General features: G+C 62.2%; 13 protein-coding genes and 2 pseudogenes. 9 read left to right on the top strand and 6 right to left on the bottom strand.

The annotated features are described in order from the left end of the window. From ACWGS9_RS08125 to msuE, 7 genes are all read left to right on the top strand, one after another. Nucleotides 1-687 (top strand): ABC transporter ATP-binding protein (locus ACWGS9_RS08125; RefSeq protein WP_454504749.1); only part of this gene is annotated, 687 nt, incomplete at its 5' end. Continuing rightward, nucleotides 684-1,583 carry a branched-chain amino acid ABC transporter permease gene (locus ACWGS9_RS08120; protein ID WP_454504748.1) on the top strand — a complete coding sequence of 300 codons (900 nt, stop codon included), beginning with the start codon at nt 684-686 and terminating at the stop codon, nt 1,581-1,583. The genes ACWGS9_RS08125 and ACWGS9_RS08120, both read left to right, overlap by 4 nt. 2 nt (nt 1,584-1,585) lie before the next feature. Then, nucleotides 1,586-2,641, top strand: a complete 1,056-nt coding sequence (locus ACWGS9_RS08115; protein ID WP_454504747.1) for a branched-chain amino acid ABC transporter permease — start codon at nt 1,586-1,588, stop codon at nt 2,639-2,641. Nucleotides 2,642-2,726: 85 nt separating this feature from the next. Then, nucleotides 2,727-4,067, top strand: coding sequence for an ABC transporter substrate-binding protein (locus ACWGS9_RS08110; protein WP_292452150.1), 1,341 nt, complete (start codon nt 2,727-2,729; stop codon nt 4,065-4,067). A gap of 68 nt (nt 4,068-4,135) precedes the next feature. Continuing rightward, nucleotides 4,136-4,927, top strand: a complete 792-nt coding sequence (locus tag ACWGS9_RS08105) for an ABC transporter ATP-binding protein (protein WP_454504746.1) — start codon at nt 4,136-4,138, stop codon at nt 4,925-4,927. Between the two features lie 21 nt (nt 4,928-4,948). Further along, the gene (locus tag ACWGS9_RS08100; protein WP_454504745.1) at nt 4,949-6,196 is read left to right on the top strand and encodes an SfnB family sulfur acquisition oxidoreductase; all 1,248 of its coding nucleotides are present in this window, start codon (nt 4,949-4,951) and stop codon (nt 6,194-6,196) included. Nucleotides 6,197-6,303: 107 nt separating this feature from the next. Further along, nucleotides 6,304-6,864 (top strand): FMN reductase, encoded by a 561-nt coding sequence (msuE, locus tag ACWGS9_RS08095; RefSeq protein WP_454504744.1) that lies wholly within the window; start codon nt 6,304-6,306, stop codon nt 6,862-6,864. Between the two features lie 514 nt (nt 6,865-7,378). Here the strand turns inward: msuE and ACWGS9_RS08090 are convergent. Together ACWGS9_RS08090 and ACWGS9_RS08085 are read right to left on the bottom strand one after the other, a co-directional pair. Then, nucleotides 7,379-7,927, bottom strand: a pseudogene (locus tag ACWGS9_RS08090) (tyrosine-type recombinase/integrase); the annotation flags it as partial. Nucleotides 7,928-8,342: 415 nt separating this feature from the next. Beyond that, on the bottom strand, nt 8,343-9,032 hold the full coding sequence (locus ACWGS9_RS08085; protein ID WP_454504743.1) for a DUF2306 domain-containing protein: 690 nt from the start codon (nt 9,030-9,032) through the stop codon (nt 8,343-8,345). Between the two features lie 116 nt (nt 9,033-9,148). Between ACWGS9_RS08085 and ACWGS9_RS08080 the strand changes: the two genes are divergently transcribed. After that, nucleotides 9,149-9,760: a TetR/AcrR family transcriptional regulator gene (locus tag ACWGS9_RS08080; protein WP_454504742.1), complete on the top strand. Its 612-nt coding sequence runs from the start codon at nt 9,149-9,151 to the stop codon at nt 9,758-9,760. 506 nt (nt 9,761-10,266) lie between these two features. On the opposite strand, the gene ACWGS9_RS08075 is transcribed toward ACWGS9_RS08080, so the two are convergent. Both ACWGS9_RS08075 and ACWGS9_RS08070 read right to left on the bottom strand, forming a co-directional pair. Beyond that, complete coding sequence (locus tag ACWGS9_RS08075; RefSeq protein ID WP_454504741.1) at nt 10,267-10,551, bottom strand: PilZ domain-containing protein; 285 nt, start codon at nt 10,549-10,551, stop codon at nt 10,267-10,269. A 203-nt stretch (nt 10,552-10,754) separates the two neighbouring features. Beyond that, nucleotides 10,755-11,387: a hypothetical protein gene (locus ACWGS9_RS08070; RefSeq protein ID WP_454504740.1), complete on the bottom strand. Its 633-nt coding sequence runs from the start codon at nt 11,385-11,387 to the stop codon at nt 10,755-10,757. 680 nt (nt 11,388-12,067) lie between these two features. Here ACWGS9_RS08070 and ACWGS9_RS08065 point away from each other — a divergent pair. After that, nucleotides 12,068-12,217, top strand: a pseudogene (locus ACWGS9_RS08065) (ATP-dependent DNA ligase); the annotation flags it as partial. A gap of 12 nt (nt 12,218-12,229) precedes the next feature. Here ACWGS9_RS08065 and ACWGS9_RS08060 read toward each other — a convergent pair. Both ACWGS9_RS08060 and ACWGS9_RS08055 read right to left on the bottom strand, forming a co-directional pair. Beyond that, the gene (locus tag ACWGS9_RS08060) at nt 12,230-12,517 is read right to left on the bottom strand and encodes a hypothetical protein (RefSeq protein ID WP_454504739.1); all 288 of its coding nucleotides are present in this window, start codon (nt 12,515-12,517) and stop codon (nt 12,230-12,232) included. 247 nt (nt 12,518-12,764) lie between these two features. After that, entirely contained in the window at nt 12,765-15,446 is a 2,682-nt protein-coding gene (locus ACWGS9_RS08055) for a hypothetical protein (RefSeq protein WP_454504738.1), read from the bottom strand. Nucleotides 15,447-15,546 lie beyond the last annotated feature (100 nt).

Here is a 15,546-nt window from a genome sequence, read left to right as displayed (position 1 = left end):
ATCGGGCCGAACGGCGCCGGCAAGAGCTCGCTGATCAATGTCATCAGCGGTGTTTACCGGGCCGATCGCGGGAATGTGCGCCTCAACGGCGCGCGCTATGCGCAGGTTCCGACCCAGCAACTGGCGCGCCTCGGAGTCGCCCGTACCTTCCAGAACCTCGCCTTGTTCAAGGGTCTCAACGTTCTCGACAATGTCGCGTCCGGTCTCGCTTACCGCTCGAGGTCGAATTTCGCCGGTCAGATCCTAGGCGTCGGCCGCTCGCGCCGCGAGCAGGTCGAGCAACGCGGCCGCGCCGATCAGATCCTCGAATTCCTGCATCTGACCGACGTGCGCGACCGGCTCGCCGGCACCTTGTCCTATGGCCTGCAGAAGCGGGTCGAGCTTGCCCGCGCGCTGGTCGCCGAACCGCGCCTCTTGCTGCTCGACGAGCCGATGGCCGGCATGACCGCCGGCGAGAAGAGCGAGATGGCAGCCTATGTACGCGCCGCGCGCGATCGCTTCGCCACCACCGTGGTGCTGATCGAGCACGATGTCGGCGTCGTCATGGGCCTGTCGGACCGCATCGCCGTGCTCGACTACGGGCGCAAGATCGCCGACGGCACACCCGACGAGATCAGGAATGACCAGCGTGTCATCGACGCCTATCTCGGCGTCGCCTCCGATAATGAAGAGGGGGCGGGCATATGATCGGCGATATCGACTACCAGTTCTTTATCGAGGTGCTGACCGGCGGCCTGCTGTCAGGCGTCATGTATTCGCTGGTCGCGATCGGCTTCGTGCTGATCTACAAGACGTCCGGAGTGCTCAACTTCGCACAGGGCGCTCTGCTGCTGTTCGCGGCACTCACCTTCGTCAGTCTCGTCGAGCGCGGCGTTCCGTTCGCGCTGGCTTTAGCCGTCACCTTCGCCATCATGGTGGCGCTCGGCATCGGCATCGAGCGCGCGGTGCTGCGGCCGCTCACCAACAAGCCGCCGATCACGCTGTTCATGGCCACACTTGGCCTGTCCTACATCATCGAGGGCGCCGCCCAGCTCATCTGGGGCACGCAGGTGCACGGCCTCGAGCTCGGCATCGAGGACGTGCCGCTGGAAGTCGGCGGTGTGCTGATCAGCCAGTTCGACATCTTCGCCGCCGCGGTGGCCGCGGCCATGGTGCTGCTCTTGTCGCTGTTCTTTCGCTACACTCGCATCGGGCTGAGCTTCCGCGCCGTCGCCGACGATCAGTTCGCAGCACTTGCCGTCGGCCTCAGGCTGCCGCTGATCTGGGCGAGCGTGTGGGCCGCGGCCGGGCTCGTCGCATTGGTGGCCGGGCTGCTGTGGGGCGCGCGTCTCGGCGTCCAGTTCTCGCTGTCGCTGGTGGTGCTCAAGGCGCTTCCGGTGCTGGTGCTCGGCGGCTTCGATTCCATCCTCGGCGCCATCGTCGGCGGGCTCCTGATCGGCGCCAGCGAGAAACTCGCCGAGGTCTATATCGGCGACTATTTCGGCGGCGGCATCGAGAGCTGGTTCGCCTATGTCGTCGCGCTCGTCTTCCTGCTCATCCGCCCATCCGGCCTGTTCGGCCAGAAGCTTGTCGAAAGGGTCTGAGCATGAGCGCGATCGCAACCGAATTGTCAGCAGCCGAATTGACCAATAGGGCAAGCCTGCCGAAATGGTTGGCGCCGCTGCTCATCGTCGCCGTCGCCTATACGGTCGTGCCGCTCGTCGGCGGCTCGTACCTGTTCGAGGCGATCCTGCTGCCCTTCCTGGCGCTCAGCCTGGCGGGTGTCGGGCTGAACATCCTCACCGGCTATGCCGGCCAGGTCTCGCTCGGCAGTGCGGCGTTCATGGCGGCAGGCGCCTTTGCCGCCTATAATTTCAACCTCCGCGTCGAGGGTCTGCCGCTGGTCGCCAGCATCATCCTCGCCGGTCTCGTTGCGGCCGCGATCGGCATCGTCTTCGGCCTGCCCAGCCTGCGGCTGCGCGGCTTCTATCTGGCGGTCTCGACGCTCGCGGCGCAGTTCTTCGTACAGTGGGCGCTGACCAAGTTCAGCTGGTTCTCCAACGACTCGGCGTCGGGCGTCATCGACGCGCCGAAGCTTTTCATCGCGGGCTTCGAGTTCGATGGCGCCGTGGGTCGCTATCTGTTCGCGCTGACGGTCGTCGTCATCCTGACCTTTCTAGCCCATCGGCTGGTCTCCTCGCAGACCGGACGCAACTTCATCGCCATCCGCGACAACGAGACGGCGGCCCGCATTATCGGCATTCCGGTGCTGAAAACGAAGCTGCTCGCCTTCGCCATCTCGTCCTTTATCATCGGCGTCGCCGGCGTCATCTGGGCCTTCGCCTATCTCAGGACGGTCGAGCCGGCCGGCTTCGACCTCGACCGTTCGTTCCAGATCCTCTTCATCATCATCATCGGCGGGCTGGCTTCGATACGCGGCGCGTTTCTCGGTGCGGCCCTCATCGTCGTCTTTCCGCTCGTGCTGTCGCGGCTCGGCGGCTTCCTGCTCGGCGATCTCTTCGATTCGGGCGTGCTCGACATGAGCCAGCGCATCGTGCTCGGCGCGCTCATCATCCTCTTTCTGATCCTGGAACCGGATGGGCTGGTCGCCCTGTGGGACAGGGTCCGGAGACGGCTTCTGCTCGCCTGGCAATCGAGCTGAGCCGGCTCGGGGCTGCGGCCCCGACCAACCAGACATCGGAAAATGAACCAAGGCCGTCCACGGCCATACCGGGAGTACCTCAATCATGAATTTCCTGACCACAGTAAAGGCGGTCGCGCTGTCGGCGGCACTGGCCGTGTCGGTGGCCTTGCCGGCCGCCCACGCCGACGAGCAGTATTTCCCGCTGCAGAGCTATCGCGTCGGGCCCTATGCGGCCGGCGGCACCGGCTTCTTCGGCGGCTTCATCGACTATCTCAACCTCATCAACACCCGCGACGGCGGCGTCAACGGCGTCAAGCTGACCTGGGACGAGTGCGAGACCCAGTATGAGGTCGAGCGCGGCGTCGAATGCTACGAGCGGCAGAAGAGCCACGCCGGCGCCGCCGCGTGGAACCCACTCTCGGTCGGCATCGCCTACGCCATGATCGACCGCATCACCTCCGATAAGGTGCCGCTGATCACGGTCAACCACGGCCGCACCGACTCCACCGACGGGCGGGTGTTCCCCTACGTCTTCCCGCTGCTGCTCAATCCCTACAGCGAGACCTCCGGCATCGTGAACTACATCGCCGCCAAGGAAGGCGGCATCGACAAGCTGAAGGGCAAGAAGATCGTCGTGCTCTACCACGGCTCGCCCTATGGCAAGGAGACGATCCCGATCTATGAGCTGCTGGCGCAGAAATACGGCTTCACCGTGCAGCAGATCGAAGTGCCGCATCCGGGCAACGAGCAGCAGTCGCAGTGGCTGACGATTCGCCGCGCCAAGCCGGACTTCGTCGTGCTGCGCGGCTGGGGCGTGATGAACCCGGTGGCGCTGAAGACGGCGGTGAAGGTCGGCTATCCGGTCGACCATATCGTCGGCAATGTCTGGTCGAACTCGGAAGAGGACGTCATCCCGGCCGGCGATGCCGCCAAGGGTTACACGGCGATCACCACGCAGGCCTCCGGCAACTCCTACCCGGTGGTGCAGGAGATCGTGAAGACCGTCTACGGCGCCGGCAAGGGCAATCTCGAGGACAAGTCGCGCATCGGCTCGGTCTACCATAACCTCGGCATCGTCAACGGCATCCTCAACGTCGAGGCCATCCGCATCGCGCAGGAGAAGTTCGGCCACCGCACCCTGACCGGTGACGAGGTCCGCTGGGGCTTCGAGCATCTCAAGCTCGATCCCGCCAAGGTCGAGGCGCTTGGCGCCAAGGACCTGTTCCACTCCATCAATGTCAGCTGGGACAACCACGAAGGCGAAGGCTACGTGACCTTCCAGCAGTGGGACGGCAAGAAGTGGAATGTCGTGTCCGACTGGATCGCGCCCGACTGGGCACTGCTGAGGCCGATCATCGAAAAGTCGGCCGAGGCCTATGCCGCCGAGAAGGGCATCAAGCTGCGCACCGCCGCCGATGCCGACTCCGTGGCCGCAACCAACTGATCCAACCGACCGGGCGCCGGACTATGTTCCGGCGCCCGGTTCATCTCGTTACAGCTGGAACAAGCGCGATGCCGGACAATGATGCCATCCTTGTCGTGGACAATGTCCATGCCACCTACAACCACGCCATCACGGCGCTGCACGGCGTCAGCTTCGAGCTGAAGCGCGGAGAGATCCTGGCGCTGCTCGGCGCCAATGGCGCCGGCAAGAGCACGACCCTGAAGGCTGTTTCCAACCTGCTTCCGGCGGAGCGCGGCCAGATCAATGCCGGGACAATTCGCTACGAAGGCGACGACGTCTCGCAGCGCAAGCCGGGCGACCTGGTGCGCGCCGGTCTGGTTCAGGTGCTGGAAGGGCGCCATTGCTTCAAGAGCCTCACTGTCGAGGAGAACCTGGTTACGGGCGGCATCGGCCGCAGCGGTCGCCGTGCCGAGATCAACCGGGATCTTCAGCGGATCTACGACTTCTTCCCACGTCTCGCCGAAAAACACCGCACGCTCTCAGGCCTGACCTCGGGCGGCGAACAGCAGATGACCGCGATGGGCAGGGCGCTGATGTCGCGGCCCCGGCTGCTGGTCCTCGACGAGCCGTCGATGGGGCTGGCGCCGCTTGTCGTCCAGGACATCTTCCTGACGCTGAAGAAGCTCAATCGCGAGACGGGCCTGTCGATCCTGGTCGCGGAGCAGAACTCGGCGGTTGCGCTCAAATATGCCGACCACGCCACCGTGCTCGAGAACGGCGTTTCGGTCCTGTCCGGACCTGCGGCGGAGCTGCGCCAGCGCGAAGACATTCGCACTTTCTATCTCGGGCAGCAGGCTTCCCCCTCTTTTCAGCTTCCTCACCTTCATGCCGTCGCCTAACAACTCCGAAGGAGCCATGAAATGACCGTCTCCAACGTCAAGACCGACAAGGCCGCGGCCGCCGTGCCGCCGGTGCCAAGGCCGACCGTTCCAGCGCACATCGTCAAGGACGACAACGAAGCGATTGCGGTCGCGCATCGCCTCGCGGCCGAGTTCGTCAAGGAGTCCTCCAGGCGCGACCGCGAGCGGATCTGGCCCGTTGCCGAGTTGGACGCATTCTCGCAGAGCGGCCTGTGGTCGATCAATGTGCCCAGGGCCTTTGGCGGACCGGAAGTATCCTACGCGACTTTAGCCAAGGTGATCGAGATCATCTCGGCGGCGGATTCCTCGATCGGCCAGATCGCGCAGAACCACCTCGGCGTCGTCGCCGCCATCCGCACCGTCTCCGACAAGGATCAACAGGCGCTGCTGTTCGCCGAGGTGCTGAAGGGCACCCGCTTCGGGAACGCCTTCTCCGAATTCGGCTCCAAGCGCGCGGCCGATTTCGAGACCCGGTTCACCGACGCCGGCGATCATGTGATCGTCAACGGGCAGAAATTCTATTCGTCGGGCGCGCTGCTGGCGCACCTGGTGCCGATCGTGGCGCTCGACGATGAGGGGCGCGCCTGGTACGCCATCGCCGACCGTGCCGCGCCGGGCCTCACCGTGATCGACGACTGGTCGAGCTTCGGCCAGCGCACGACGCTGTCGGGCACGGTCATCATCGACAATGTGAAGGTGCCGAAGACGCATCTGGTGCCCGGCTACAAAGGCTACGACAAGCCGACCGCGGATGGCGCCATCTTCCAGGTCATCCAGGTGGCGGTCGACACCGGCATCGCGCAGGCGGCGATCAACGAGACGGTTCGCTTCGTGCGGACCAAGAGCCGCGCCTGGATCGACAGCGGCGTCGACAATGCCTGGGACGATCCCTACACGATCCAGGCGATTGGCGATCTGACGCTGCGCCTGCACGCCGCGCAGGCGCTGCTGGAAAAGGCCGGCCATGCGATCGACCGGGCCGTTGCCGAGCCGACCGCCGACACGGTGGCGCATGCCCAGATCGTCACCGCAGAATCGAAAATCCTGTCGACCGAGATCGCCATCGCCGCCACGAACAAGCTCTTCGAGCTGGCGGGCACGCGCTCGACGCTTGCCGAGCACAATCTCGACCGGCATTGGCGCAACGCCCGCACCCATACGCTGCACGATCCGGTACGCTGGAAATACGCGATCCTCGGCAAATATTTTCTCAACGGCGAGAATCCGCCGCTGCACGCCTGGAGCTGATCGCGCCGTTCCGTCGAGGCCGGTCGGCGTCGCCCAAGTCTCGCCAAGCGGCGGCCCGGCCGGGCCGCCTACTTCTCAATCCAGGAGCCACCCCGGAGATCCGTTCCATGTCAAATCCAGCAATCGTCGGTTTTTCCGGCAACATCACCCGCCCGTCGAAGACACGCACCTTCGTCGACCTCATCGTGCAGGACATCGCCATCCGCCACGGCCTCTCTTCCACAACCTATGACATCGATGATGTCGGTCCGTCGCTGGGCACCGCCAAATGGGCGCGCGACCTCGACGCGCGGGCGCAGGAGATACTTTCAGACGTCATCGCCGCAGACGTGCTCGTCGTCGGCTCGCCGACCTACAAGGGCAGCTATACCGGGCTGTTCAAGCACTTCTTCGACCTCATCGATCCGTCGGCGTTGAGAGGCAAGCCAGTGCTTCTCACCGCTACCGGAGGCGGCGAGCGCCATGCCTTGATCGTCGAGCATCAGCTCAGGCCGCTGTTCGGCTTCTTCGAGGCTTTCGCGCTGCCCACAGCTGTCTACGCGACCGACAAGGATTTCACCGATGGAGTGCTTCGGTCTGAACCGATTCTGAAGCGGGCGGCGCAGGCCGTTGACGATATTGCGGTTCTGCTCGCTATCCGCTCAGGCGTCAGATTGGCAGCAGAGTAGGTCTACAGCGCAGCCCTTGGCGCTAACCAAGGAACCCGCAGAAGCCACGACGTTAGCTAGGCGGAGCCTCAATGAACTCCGCCTTGAAAGCAGACGTCACCAAGGACGGTTTCCTGGCGCAAGGCGGTCGGCGCTGCGGATGCAAAGGTCGACAATCGTCTCGCAAGCGGATTCCGCGTTCGGCGCCAAAATCGGGCGTTCGCCGATGCGCCACGCGGCGTCAGCTACTGGCAACGAGGGAGGCGAATGATAGCTGACGCGGTCAAGGACTGCATGGACGTTGTCTGCCGGACGCCAGCGGGTTCGTTGAAGAATCGGGTTAAGCTAAATGAGCCGCGGAACCATACGGGACAATACGGGAAAGTTCTCGATTTGTGCCCACGAAAAAGATAACAAATTCAACGATTTGAGGTCGCCCTCCGGGCCCACCATTGTCGTTATTTATCAATGCTTTATAGGGCGGTTCGCCACGAGGTTCGCCAACAGGTTCGCCAAGCATCGGCTTGCGCGTCACGAGACGTACGACTCGATCCATCCCCTGGACCGCCAGCCGAACCTGCGATGCCTCGCGCGAATAGAGTTCCGCATGATCGATGTCGTCGTGACCGAGCACATCCATGAGCTGCCTGGTTGAGGCCTCGGCCTCCGCCAGATACACACCGAGCGACTTCCTCAGACCATGTAGAGTCAGACCCTTCGGAAGACCGGCGAGCTTGCACCAATGCGCCATCATCCCAGTCAGTGACTTGGCGGAGAAGGGCTCACCATAGCCGTTGACCAGAACGGTCTCGCCTCGCCTGTCGGCCGCATCCAGGATCTCAGTCAGCATTGGTGTGATCGGCACGAAAAGCCGCTTGCCGCCAGTTCGTCCGTTGTTCTTGGCCTGAACAATATCGAAACCATCGAAGTGACGCTCGACGCCATCGATGAAGACACGGCGGGTGACCCTCTGGTCCCAGCGAAGGCCCGCGACGTCACCGCGGCGGTTGCCTAGCCAAAGCGCCAAACCGTAGCAAGTGCGTGCCGCTGTGCCGAGCTGCCAACGGTTTTCGAATTGCGCCATCGCTTCGCGCGACCAGGCTTTCCAACCGGCATAGGCGGGCCGCCATTCGACCGCCGCAGGGCGGCGGCAGTGCTGACAAAACACTGGCGAAGCACGCAAATCCGCGATGCCCCCACAATGTGCAATTCGCCGTTTCCGCGCCACAACCTGTCTTTGCACGCTGGAGCGCGATGAGCGTTTGAAGCGCCTTGCGGTGCCTCAATCTGCCGCCATGGTGGATCGCAACGACGGAGATTTCCGCGTCAGGCCGGGACGTGTGCGAAGCGGTGGCACACGCTCCCCTTCGCGACGCAGGTGAAGATCGCAGTCCGCAAGGCCGGCGGTAACCCTGGCGGGATCAGTGGTTCGGCGGCGAGCAAAGGCGGCGGCCGGTTCAACACCAGGGGCCGTTGCGTTATAAGCGCTTGCAGGGGTTCTATAGCGGACTTTCTAATTTAGACCAGGATAATTTGTCTCGGCTGCGGTGCAGGACAATTTCGGCAAACAGCAAGTTTGGCACCCAGCAGAGCCAGGCGATAACTGGATATGCCTCAATAAAGGGCATGTTCATGGCGCCAGCAAGCCCGAGATATATGCGCAAAGTGATGGCTGCCGCGGTCAAGGCGTAGCTTCGGATCATCCAACGTCGATGCAACGCCGTCCGACGACGTAGAATAAGAAACACACCGACAGCTGTGGTTGCAACCCAGACTACGCCGAGTGCTAAGAACCCCACCGAGGCGACCGTGCCGGTTTCAGCATGCAAGGCGACAGGAATTGAAGCTAACCAGGCGATCAGCACCGCCAAAGCGTAAGTTCGGCCACCATAACGATGCAGCCAGGGACGACGCTGGCGTAGAGGCGTCAAAAACTGCCACGGCCCGACCAAAAGGGCGATCGAAGCCGACACCGCATGAACAACCAAGGCGGTACGATGCGTGACGAAATTCTCCACTACCGGAAACGGGACGGTCGGAAGCGCGTATCGTAAAGAGGCCACGCCGACGAGTGTGGCTGAGATAGTCAGGGCGATCCAAGCTCCGCGACAGACAAGACTGGTGCCCCTTGGCGTGACGTCCTGGTGCAGGCCCAAACCGCTAGACACTTTCTGACGCATCGGGCGCATGATCGTTTCCCTCGGTGGTCATGACGGAACGGAGTGACCCACGCCATCGCTTTATGTTATACGGTATAATCGACTCTAATACGCGTCGGCGTCAAGCTAAAATTATAAGGTATTACATGCATTTGAAAAAACCCGCTTCCAGGGCTGGTCGGCCCTATCATCACGGCGACCTCCGCGCGGCATTGGTCGAAGCCGCGCGGCAAGAGGTGGAGCGGTCGGGACCGGAAGGAGTGAGTCTCAAGGCTTTAGCTCATGCGCTAGGTGTCTCACAGCCAGCACCCTTCAGGCACTTCACCGATCGGGAAGCGCTGTTGTCGGCCGTCGCCGTTGAAGGCTTCCATGATTTCATCAAGGCGCTTGAAATCGCGGCGGCGGGAGGAGCAAACGCGACTGCGCTCGGCTCCATGGCAAACGCCTACGTCCGTTTTGGACGCGAACATAGGGGCCTTTATCGCCTGATGTTCGGCTCATGGCTCCTAGCCCGTTCTGCACCGAACAGTGACCTGAGGCAGGTGGCACTGGCTAGCTTCACTCTCCTTGAAGCCAAGGTCACCTCCGGATCAACACCTAGTTCGGCTCGGCAGAAGGCGCTAGGCGTCTGGGCCGCTCTCCATGGGCTGGTCATGCTCGATCATGAACAGCTTCTTTCAGGCGCGCTGGCCGATAGAGTTACGATTGAGACGTTGATTGATGATATCGTGACGGTCGCCGAAGAGGTTAGGAAATAGCAGGGTCGACCTTCATAGGCCTCGTTGCATCGGGCTCTTGGTCGACGGCAAGCGTCCCAGCGATCGGCGCCATTGGCAATTCCGGCTTGGCTGCTTGTTTCGGTTTCTTCAACTGCGTGATTTCTTCGTAGCGTCTGGGATCCGGCTTTCGAGATTCAAGTACCTTCGGCCCTGTCGGCGAGAGGTTCAAGGACCAATGTAGAAGCTCACACCTAGCACCTCGCATTAAACGCCAGCGTTCTAAATCCCGCCTTCGCCTCTCAATGGCCTCTTTCGACAATCGACAAGCATTTGCAAATACTCACAAAAAGAGGCGTTTGTGGACGGAAACTAGACTAGGCAGCACTATCCTTACTGGGCGGCCGGCCTGCAACTCTTATGTCACCGTGATGAGCAGGTCGGGCCCGCCTAACGGTTAGAATTGTTCATCGCACCACCCAGCGGCCTATCGGGTGCGGGAGGGCTGTCGCTTTCGCCGGTTGCCAATGATCGAGCTGTTGGCAATGTCAACCATAGTGAAACCTGGGCTTGGTCTCGGTGCCCGCAAATTGAACACCTACCCGTTCGCTCTTCCGCCATCGCATAACGCATCGGTAAGCGACTCCATCGACGGGGACATAGAGTAGAAATTCTGCCGGGACCCTGGCCTCAACCGGCACTTTCAACTCTGCGCCACCCGCGTGTTGATTGCGTATCGTGCAACTGGTTTCCGAGTTCGTATTGCTGGTGATGATCGTCGCGCCCTTGAGGACTCTCTGCCTGTGATCGCGACGGTGTTCGTTGTTCGGCAACGTTGGTTCCTCCGAGCGCCATCACGCGCCATCAACCCTCGAAGCCCCCAGCCTTCTTACCACAAAATCATGCGAAACGGACTCAAACGGCCGCGCCGAGCGAAAAGTCCGCCGCTTTCGAAGCGGACTTTCCGACCGGCTGGAGGCCGGAGAGTGTCACAAACGGGCCTCCTGCCTGTTCACTTCCGTCCGGCAAAGCCGGGTCAGCGACGCGAGATCATCAGGCATAGCTCACGCAGGTCTCGATCGTAGCTGTCCTGGCTGCCCAGCACGTCGACACAACGTTTCTTCATTTTTCTGAGCTGAGCGCCCGACATGCCGGCGACGGCCTTGGGAACGCCGCCTGACAGGCCTAGCGTTCCTGGCGTGGCCGGTGTTCCCGGCGCGCCGAGGACCGTACCGCCGACGCCGACACCGGGGTCGATGCCGTTGCCGATGCCTACACCTGCGCCAACGCCACTCGTGTCGCCGACGTTCGCGCCCAGCCCGCCGGTAACACCGTTGGAACCGCCGACCGTCGCACCGGTGCCGGCCGTGACACCGCTTGAGCCGCCGATGGAGGCGCCCGCGCCGGCGTCAACGCCATTTGAGCCGCCGATGGAGGCGCCGGCACCGGCATCAGCGCCATTCGAGCCTCCCACGGAAGCGCCGAGGCCAGCATCGACGCCGCCACTGTCACCGATCGATGCGCCGGCGCCGGCATTGACGCCGCCAGACCCGCCAACCGAGGCGCCAGCTCCGACTCCGATCCCGGCTGCGTTCGCCGGCATAGACAACATGAAAGCCACTGCACTTCCCGCCAACATGCTGGCGAACGTTCTGATGGTTGAGGTCATAACACTCTCCTTTGTTGAAGTTGCGCTGGGACAGTCAAATCACTTTAGCTGCGCTTAAATTACGCACCGCTAATGTTTGGGTTTCTTTGAAAAGCGTTCTCTTTTCCCCGCATGGAAAAGAAACGATTGAGGCAGCCGCCGAAATTTTATTAAACTTATTGCGGACGGCTCGCGCCGCCTCCTAATGGCCCAAGGCGGTCCCTGGCCTCCGCCTTGCTCGAGCGTATATCGGCTTGTATGGGCAATTGGACATTTCAACGACTTATCGACGCGCGGATCTCTGTCACGGCCGACTGCCTCGATGCCGGCGAAGCCAAATGCTCGATCTCCGTGCGCTCCGCGATAGGATCGGCCCCGACGCTCCTGCGATGGAATGGAATCTGCGGCAGCTGAGGTGTTCCAAGTGCGGCAGCAATCGTGTGGACCTGATCTACACGCCCGACACCTCGCCAACAGGGTTTGCCGAAGACAAGGGGACCTAGGACGGCCCGGCCACGCCGGAGCAGCGCAAGGGCTGGGCGCCTTGTCCTTGAAATCCCTGCGCCGCGCGGCTCTCTCAAGTCCGGTTAGCCCTGCCGAGCATTCGCGGCCAGCTGGGGCGCGCCCGAAAGGATTTCACGGGACCGTTTTGTAAGCCGGCGGTTCTGCTCGATGAGGTTAAAGCCCATACGGCGACCACTGTCCAGGACCACGCAGGGGCCGCGCCAACGGGCATAGAGCGGCCGGCGACGCAGTGGGTAAAGCCGGGCTTGATCGGCCGCGTGAAGCATCTGCGAGGCGAGGAAGACTTGCGGCACGCCTCGCTGCAGGATTTCCGCGAGGAGACATAAGGCTATATCTTCCTAACGCTGCGCCGCTAGCAGGATCGCGATCAGGGATGCGTTATCCGGTTCTTGTGGCGCCGGGGCGACTTTGGTTTCAGAATGCGAGCGCCGCGCTTCACGGTTTGGACTGCACTGCTTGAGCGCGGCCAAAAAGATTCGCGCGGCATGGTCGCATGCGTGCTTACTCGGCCCATTGGAGTGAATGACAATTTTCGCCTGCTTTACCGTCAGGCCATGCTTCTTGGCAAAATACAAAGGGTCGTACGCTTCGTCCCAATTTCCGTCCGCATTCTTTCGCCCTGCCATATATGCTCCCTACATCCGGAACTGGGGGAGACAACATGTCAGGAGTGATAAGGTTTCGTTTTTAAAGGGCAGGCTGCCTGTAGAGTTAAGCGGAACCTAATATGCGTCTCGCGCTCATCGCGAAATGAGCACGCGCGGCCCGGCGCTTTGCGAGAACATTACAATTCGGTAATGTTCTGCAAGGTGCCCTCATTTGATTAGAGCAGGCGCGCGACGTCTATGTCTCAATATACGGGAACGTCCGACATCAGGCAGGTGCCAGCTGGGAAGGCGCTGCCCGCATCGGTAGGAGCACCGCGAAAAACGCCGGAGCGGCGATGAGATAGGCGATCGCCGCCCACTGAAGCACTACGCTGAGGCCCAGGCTGGTAGCCACGATCGGCACCAGGACCGAGCCGACGACGGAAAAGCAGCCGTTGATGCCCCAGGCCCAAATGAACAGATGCTCTTTGTTCAGCTTGACGAGCCAAGTCATCGCCGTTGCCATCGGCATGCCCATCAGGAACGCCGGCGGCGCTACCAGCATGAAGCAGAGCGACAGGCGAATCGGGTAGGAATGGGCGCCAATCAGGTCGAGCACGGAAGACAAATAGAAGCCGTAGAGCAGGAGCAGAGCCGCGATGGCCAGAAGGACGATGGGCAACAACCTCTGCGCTCGATCGTGGATGCGCTCCGAAAACAGGCTGCCCAGGCCTGAGAACACAAGCATGGAAGAGATCAACACCGAAGCGGAGATGGTCGGGTTGGCGAGCGTCAGGGTGAAGCGACCAATCAGCCCGACCTCGACCATAATATAGCCGAGACCCAGGCAGGCGAAATACATAATAGTGCCGAGTTTGCCGCGGGCAGGAGAGAACGCGATGCGCCACCCGAAAGCCATCGGTAGCAGCACCAGCGATACCGCGGCCAAGCAAGCGATGCCGAGCGTCGCCCAGAGCAGAAGATAGCCCCAGTCATCCTGCAAGACATCGAGCCTGTCGAGCGTGCGTGGTAAATCGGCGGTCCTCACGTAGGCTGCGAAATAGGGCCGATCGTTGGTCAGCGGCCGGGTGTCAAACGGGTACTGGTCGGCGATCTTGGTCCAGCCGCCCGTGAGCAACGCATGCATCGCGAGGCGCTGCAGCCGGGTGGCGGGCAGCGCAGTCGACTGATTGTCGCTGGTGCCATCGCAGGCGTCGTGGGTCGGGTCGTCGCTCGGAGCCGTCGGATCGCAGGAGTCTCCGGTCGGTGCGGCAGCATCCGGCTGAGCCGCCTGCTGTGAGGCCTGGCCGCCGAAGATCGAGGCGCGATAGTCCGCGAGCAACTGCTCCGTCGTGGACCCATCAAAGGCGATGCCGGGATAATAGACTTCGTCCCAGGACATCGCGCTTGTGTAGTCTTTGAGCTTCGTAATCTCCCTTGCGGTGAAGCCGCCGCGCTTGAACAACACCGTGGTTGTCGACAGGTAGCTTGAGGCCACGAAGATGTCGTTTGCTGCTGAAGCCGGATCGATCTGCTGCGCGGCATCGGTGATCGTTGCATAGAGCTTGAGCGCCGATTTCGGCGGCTCTTCCTTGTTCCAGAGCGTCACCGACAGGACTCCGCCATCGGCAAGGGCGCGCATGTAGCTCAGCATCGCCTCGCGTGTGTAGGCGTATTTTTCCGAAATGGCGAAGCCGCCTGGATTGGAAAGGCCGACGCTGTCGGCCAGGCTGAGATCGACGACGTCGTAGCGCTTCTCGGTGTTGGCGAGGTAGAGGCGCCCGTCATAGTCGACGACGCCGATGCGCGGATCGGCGAGGATGTTGCCAGTCGCATCCTTGAGCGCTGGAGCGCGGAATGCCTGCAGAATGGCGGGATTGCCTTCGGCAACGGTGACTGAGGTTGATCCGCCCTGTAGGGCTGCCTGGGTCGAGATGCCGCCGCCGAATTGCACCACGAAGGTCTTCGGGGTGTCCTTGAGGACATAGGGATAGTGCATCGGCAGATAGCCCAAGTATGCCTGCTCGGACGGCAGGAGGGAGCGCATGATGCCCTCCGGCCCGTCGCCGTCACGGTACATGCCGACATAGGTGTTGGCCGGTATGTCCGGCAGGCCGAACGCGGCGTTGTCGCTGAGGCCAGGCGCGAAGTGCATGTAGGAGCTGGAGTAGACCTGCAGGTCGCCGAAAGGCGAGATATTGCGGTAGATGCGCCTGCTGTCCGGAAAGTTGCGGGCATAGGCGATGCCCTTGTATTGCGAAACCGCGATATCTGGCACGCCGAGCAGGTTGGGCAGCGCGAGATAACCGAAAAGCGAGGCGACGGCCATCGCCAATGTCGCCGCCAGGCTCGCCCATGCCCGGAAGGCCAGGAACCACAACAACGAGCCAACCGCCCAGAGAAGCAGCGGCACGGCGAGTATCCGTTCCGGCGCGAAGACATACAGCGAGGCGAGTATCACCAGGCCTGCCAGGCCCGAGCCCGTCAGGTCGGCGAAATAGACACGGCCAAAGGCGGCGCGGCTTTTCAGGAAGACGATGCCCAGAAAGAACGCGCCGGCCAGGAAGGGCAAAAGATAAAGCAGGAAATTGGCGAGAAGGCGCCATTTCTGGGCAGGGTCGGAAACGAGGAAAATGGCGTTGAAGGGTAGCGTCTGGGCGGCGAGGTTCGACGCTACGGCAAACGGACCAAGCAGCATCAGCGCTGTGGCGGCCGCGGCTTGCCAATGGCGATCGAACCAGCTCTTGCCAGCGAAGATGAAGACGCTGGATAGCGAGAAGCCGAGCATCGCCAGGCTAACTACAAGTGAGCCGAAATGTGTCCAACTGCCGACGGCGAACACGCGCATGACGGCGATCTGCAAGGCGATGACGGAGCCGGCGACGAGCCCGATGGCAAGGAAATGGGCAGTCCCAGGAGTCTCCAGCGGCGAGGCGCTCGGGTCAGGAGAGGAAGCGGAGGCTGCCATGCAGGCCTTCCAGTGTTGTGTTGTGTCAACCTTGTCCAATCAGGTGTTGCGGAGCCCAAGACCTGTTCGCCTCGTAGCTCGAGATAAGCCGCAACTGCAC

This window comes from Mesorhizobium sp. Arg314 (genome assembly GCF_053714275.1).
This window is presented reverse-complemented; position numbering and strand designations above follow the sequence as displayed.

Excerpts from the sequence above, each read along its gene's own strand:
- ACWGS9_RS08120 (WP_454504748.1), top strand. The coding sequence starts at position 684 with ATGATCGGCGATATCGACTACCAGTTCTTTATCGAGGTGCTGACCGGC.
- ACWGS9_RS08115 (WP_454504747.1), top strand. The coding sequence starts at position 1,586 with ATGAGCGCGATCGCAACCGAATTGTCAGCAGCCGAATTGACCAATAGG.
- ACWGS9_RS08110 (WP_292452150.1), top strand. The coding sequence starts at position 2,727 with ATGAATTTCCTGACCACAGTAAAGGCGGTCGCGCTGTCGGCGGCACTG.
- ACWGS9_RS08105 (WP_454504746.1), top strand. The coding sequence starts at position 4,136 with ATGCCGGACAATGATGCCATCCTTGTCGTGGACAATGTCCATGCCACC.
- ACWGS9_RS08100 (WP_454504745.1), top strand. The coding sequence starts at position 4,949 with ATGACCGTCTCCAACGTCAAGACCGACAAGGCCGCGGCCGCCGTGCCG.
- msuE (WP_454504744.1), top strand. The coding sequence starts at position 6,304 with ATGTCAAATCCAGCAATCGTCGGTTTTTCCGGCAACATCACCCGCCCG.
- ACWGS9_RS08085 (WP_454504743.1), bottom strand. The coding sequence starts at position 9,032 with ATGCGCCCGATGCGTCAGAAAGTGTCTAGCGGTTTGGGCCTGCACCAG.
- ACWGS9_RS08080 (WP_454504742.1), top strand. The coding sequence starts at position 9,149 with ATGCATTTGAAAAAACCCGCTTCCAGGGCTGGTCGGCCCTATCATCAC.
- ACWGS9_RS08070 (WP_454504740.1), bottom strand. The coding sequence starts at position 11,387 with ATGACCTCAACCATCAGAACGTTCGCCAGCATGTTGGCGGGAAGTGCA.
- ACWGS9_RS08060 (WP_454504739.1), bottom strand. The coding sequence starts at position 12,517 with ATGGCAGGGCGAAAGAATGCGGACGGAAATTGGGACGAAGCGTACGAC.
- ACWGS9_RS08055 (WP_454504738.1), bottom strand. The coding sequence starts at position 15,446 with ATGGCAGCCTCCGCTTCCTCTCCTGACCCGAGCGCCTCGCCGCTGGAG.